The 4258-nt window shown below is 72.9% G+C and carries 4 protein-coding genes; 1 reads left to right on the top strand and 3 read right to left on the bottom strand.

All coding sequences use genetic code 11. The features are described 5' to 3' along the window. From XM48_RS00165 to XM48_RS00155, 3 genes are all read right to left on the bottom strand, one after another. The coding region (locus XM48_RS00165) for a histidine kinase (RefSeq protein WP_046453750.1) at positions 1-820 on the bottom strand (820 nt) is incomplete at its 3' end. A 52-nt stretch (positions 821-872) separates the two neighbouring features. After that, positions 873-1682: an ABC transporter permease gene (locus XM48_RS00160; RefSeq protein WP_046453749.1), complete on the bottom strand. Its 810-nt coding sequence runs from the start codon at positions 1680-1682 to the stop codon at positions 873-875. Further along, positions 1679-2635, bottom strand: a complete 957-nt coding sequence (locus tag XM48_RS00155; protein WP_046453748.1) for an ABC transporter ATP-binding protein — start codon at positions 2633-2635, stop codon at positions 1679-1681. Before XM48_RS00155 ends, XM48_RS00160 begins: the two co-directional genes overlap by 4 nt. A gap of 330 nt (positions 2636-2965) precedes the next feature. On the opposite strand from XM48_RS00155, the gene XM48_RS00150 reads away from it, so the two are divergent. Continuing rightward, on the top strand, positions 2966-4081 hold the full coding sequence (locus XM48_RS00150) for a low specificity L-threonine aldolase (RefSeq protein ID WP_369699842.1): 1116 nt from the start codon (positions 2966-2968) through the stop codon (positions 4079-4081). The last annotated feature ends 177 nt before the right edge of the window (positions 4082-4258 follow it).

Raw genomic sequence — 4258 nt, 5'->3', positions numbered from 1 at the left:
CGAGCGGCCGCGCGGAGGCGACGATCGCGCGCGCCTCGGCGACCGCCCCGCGCGCCGCGGCCTCGACCCGGGCGATGCGTTCGCGTCCGCGCTCGGTCTCGCCGGCGTCGAGCGCGCGCCCCGCCTGCTCGGCGAGCATCACGAGCCCCGCGAGAGACTGGGTGAGCGTGTCGTGCAGTTCACGCGAGAGCCGCTCGCGCTCCGCGGAGGCGCCCGCCTCGGTCGAGAGACGCGCGACCTCGTGCTGGGCCTCCGTCAGCTCGGCGACGAGCCGCCGTTGCCGCTCCCCCTCGTGCGAGATCCGCGAGATCCAGGTCCCCAGCGCGATCGCGAAGCCGAGCGACAGCAGCGCGGTGACGCTCGATCCGATCCACGGCTGCGGGTCGCCCATGCGGCCGGACGAGACGCACATGCCCGCACCGACCGCGGCGGCGAGCGCGATGCTCCCCGCGACCGCGGCCGGATAGCGTCGCAGCAGCACCCAGATCATCGGATAGCCGACGGCCTGGATCACGGCGAGACCCGGGTAGGCGCTCGTGGCGAGCGCGGTGGCCGCGACCAGCGCCACCACGAAGGCGGCGTCGGCGGGCCGCGCCGGCAGATCGAGCGCGGAGCGCAGCAGCGCGGTGCGGCCGATCGCGAGGTAGACGACGACGAGCGCCGCCCAGGCCGCTGCGCCGACCCAGAACCACGAGCCCTGCATCGAGGGATCCCCCATGATCCGCGAACCGATCAGCGCGTACGCGACGAAGATCGAGACCCCCGCCACCGCGAGGTCCCACCAGCGCAGGGCCTTGGGGTAGCGCAGGGTTTCGATCATGCCGACACTCTCTCACGCACCGCGGCCCCGCAGGGCCGCCCGGGTCCTCGGATCACGAGCGCTTCGTCCACCGGAAGGTGAGCAGCGCGCCGACGAGGCCGACCACGAGCCAGACCGCGAGCATCAGCGCGACGAGGCCGAGATCCCACCCGCCCGACGGCTCGGCGCTCGCGAAGTGCTCGGGCAGGAACACCGCGCGCATGCCCTGCGCGAGCCACTTCAGCGGGAAGACGCTCGCGATGTTCTGCAGCCAGCTCGGGAGCGCCGTGAACTGCAGGTAGACGCCCGAAATGAACTGGAGCACGAGCACGATCGGCAGCACCACCGCGGTCGCGGAGCGCCCGCTGCGCGGCAGCGCCGACAGCGCGATCCCGAGCAGCGACATGGTCGCGATCCCGAGCAGGAACAGCCAGGCGAAGGTGCCCCAGGCCGCGGGATCGCTCGGCAGGTCGATCCCGAACACCGCGACGCCGAACGCGATGGTCAGCGCAGCCTGCAGGATCGCGGTGACGAGCGTGAGCCCGATCTTGCCGATGAAGTAGCTCGCGGGCGGGAGCGGCGTGCCGCCGAGGCGTTTCAGGGTGCCGTCGTGCTTCTCGCCGGCGATGTCGATCGCGAGGTTCTGCACGCCCGAGAGGAAGATGCCCGCCGCGACGAGGCCGGGCAGGTAGTAGGCCGCCATGCTGACGCCGCCCGTGCCGTCGGGCTTCGCCCCCACGTCGCCGAGCGACGAGAAGGCCGCGCCGAAGATGCCGAGCATGAGCAGCGGGAACAGGAAGGTGAAGAAGACGGTGTCGGGCCTGCGGAAGTAGCCCAGCAGTTCGAAGCGGATCCGGGCGAATCCGATGGTGATGGCGCTCATGCTCCGGCCTCCTGCCGCGTCGTTCCGGTGCCGTCGGTGTCAACGTCGTCGCTGTCGGTGCCGCTGGTATCGGTGCCGTCGGCACGGTAGGCGCCGATGAGGCCGAGGTAGACGTCCTCCAGCGAGGGCCGGATCACCTCCAGCCCGTCGGGCTCGCCGTCGGCCGCGGCGACGAGCCGGGCGATCAGCTCGCCCGGCCGCTCGGTGCGGCGCTCGAGCACGCGCCCGTCCTCGCGCCACCGCACGATCGGCGTGCGCTGCTCGGCGCCGCCGAGCTCGGCGGGCGGCGCCTCGGCGACGATCCGTCCGCCGTTCAGCACGCCGACCCGGTCGGCCAGACGCTCGGCCTCGTCGAGGTAGTGGGTGGTGAGCAGGATCGTGGTGCCCGTCGCCGTCAGGCCCTCGAGCATGCTCCAGAACTGCCGTCGCGCCTCGGGATCGAAGCCCGTGGTGGGCTCGTCGAGGAACACCAGCTCGGGCCCGCCGATGATCCCGAGCGCGACGTCGAGGCGGCGCTGCTGCCCGCCCGACAGCTTTGGGGCGCGGATCCTCGCCTGCTCGGTGAGTCCGACGAGTTCGAGCACCTCGTCGGCGCCGCGGGGGTCCGGCGAGAAGCGGCGGTGGTGCTCCAGCAGTTCGCGCGGCGTGTACGGGCCGAACTCGGCCGTGGTCTGCGGCACGATCCCGACCCGCGCGCGCCAGGCCCGATCCGCCTTCGCGGGGTCCTCGCCGAGCACCTCGACGCTGCCGCCGCCGCTCGTGCGGAAGCCCTCGAGGATCTCGATCGTGGTGCTCTTGCCCGCCCCGTTCGGTCCGAGCAGCGCGTACGTCTCACCGCGCCCGATCTCGAGATCGACGCCGTCGAGGATCGGGCGCCCTCCGTACTGCTTGCCGAGGCCGCGCACGGCGATGGCCGGCCCGCTGCCCGCGATGGATGTTCCGGTTCTGCTCATGGTTCCAGGATCGCCGCCCGCGCCGCCCGGCAGCAGGGCCCGACCGGCTGATCTTTCGCGAGCCCGGCATCCACCGGTCGGTGGATGCGTGCCGGCCGGGGTTCCGCCGAGTGGACGCCTTCCCGACGAGTGGACGCCTTGCCGACCAGCGGATGTTTTCCCGACGAGTGGACGCCGAATATCACGGAAAGAAGGCGTCCAGTCGTCGGGAAAGCGTCCACCGGTCGTGCCCCGGGGTGCCTCCCGCAGGCGGGGCGCCGGGGCCAAGGCTGAGACCGGAGCGGATCGGGGCAGCCGCGTTGGTTCGGGCGCCGGGGCTAGGCTGACGAGGTGACCGACCCGCGAAACAGCGCCCCGCAGAGCAGCCCGAGCGCCCCCTCCAGCACCGCCGCCCCCATCAGCACCGATCCCGCCGCGCATCCGGCGAGCTTCGCGTCCGACAACTGGGCCGGCGCCCATCCCGAAGCCCTCGCCGCGCTGGCCGCCGCGAACGTCGGGCACGCGCCCGCGTACGGCGGCGACGCGTGGACGACCCGGTTCCAGGGCCTCGCGAAGGAGCTGTTCGGCACCTCCGCCCAGGCGTACCCCGTCTTCAACGGCACGGGCGCGAACGTGCTCGCGCTGCAGGCCGCCCTGCCCCGCTGGGGCGCGGTCATCTGCGCGGCGACCGCGCACATCGCCACCGACGAGACCGGCGCTCCCGAGAAGACGGGCGGGCTCAAGCTACTGACGGTCGAGACGCCCGACGGCAAGCTCACGCCCGAGCTCGTCGCGCAACAGGCCTGGGGCTGGGGCAACGAGCACCGCGCCGAGCCGCTCGCCGTCTCGATCTCGCAGTCGACGGAGTTCGGCACCTCCTACTCCGCCGACGAGGTCGCCGCGCTCGCCGAGCAGGCGCACGCCCACGGCATGCTGCTGCACGTCGACGGATCCCGGCTCGGCAACGCGTCCGCGTATCTCGGCACCTCCCTCGCGGCGACGACCGCCGAGGCCGGCGCCGACCTGCTGAGCCTCGGCGGCACCAAGAACGGACTCATCGGCGCGGAGGCCGTGATCGTGCTGCGGCCGGGCGCGACCCCCGGCATGCCGTACCTGCGCAAGATCAACCTGCAGCTCGCGTCGAAGATGCGCTTCGCCTCCGCGCAGCTGACCGCCCTCTACGAGGGGGACCTGTGGCACCGCTCGGCGTCGCACGCGAACGCGATGGCCGCTCGGCTCGGGGCCGGCATCGCCGAGCTCGGATCGCAGGATACCGGATTCTCGCTCGCGTTCCCGGTCGAGTCGAACGGGGTGTTCGCGCTGCTGCCCGCCGCCGCGGCCGAGCGGGCGCGCACGCGCTACGCGTTCTCGGAGTGGCCGGGACGCCCGGGCCTGTTCCGCCTCATGTGCGCCTGGGACACGAACCCCGAGGACGTCGACACGCTCCTGGCGCTGCTGGCGGGATAGCCCGCGGGGATCATCGCGGGAGAACCCGGGCGCCGCGCCGACTCTCACCATCGAGAGGACCCGAATGCACCTCTCCCGTGGGAGGAAAGGTGCATTCGGGTTCTCTCGATGAGGTGCATGCAGGAACCAACCCAGACTCCGCGAGCACAAGCACGGCCGCCGGCGGGAGCGCACCCG

The sequence above is a fragment of the Leucobacter sp. Ag1 genome (genome assembly GCF_000980875.1).
In the GTDB taxonomy this organism is placed as follows: Bacteria; Actinomycetota; Actinomycetes; order Actinomycetales; family Microbacteriaceae; genus Leucobacter; species Leucobacter iarius.
Note: the sequence above shows the minus strand (reverse complement) of the source record. Positions and strands in the feature narration are given on the sequence as shown.

What these genes read in the sequence shown, in the direction of transcription:
- XM48_RS00155 (WP_046453748.1), bottom strand. Translation starts at nt 2,635, where the DNA reads ATGAGCAGAACCGGAACATCCATCGCGGGCAGCGGGCCGGCCATCGCC.
- XM48_RS00160 (WP_046453749.1), bottom strand. Translation starts at nt 1,682, where the DNA reads ATGAGCGCCATCACCATCGGATTCGCCCGGATCCGCTTCGAACTGCTG.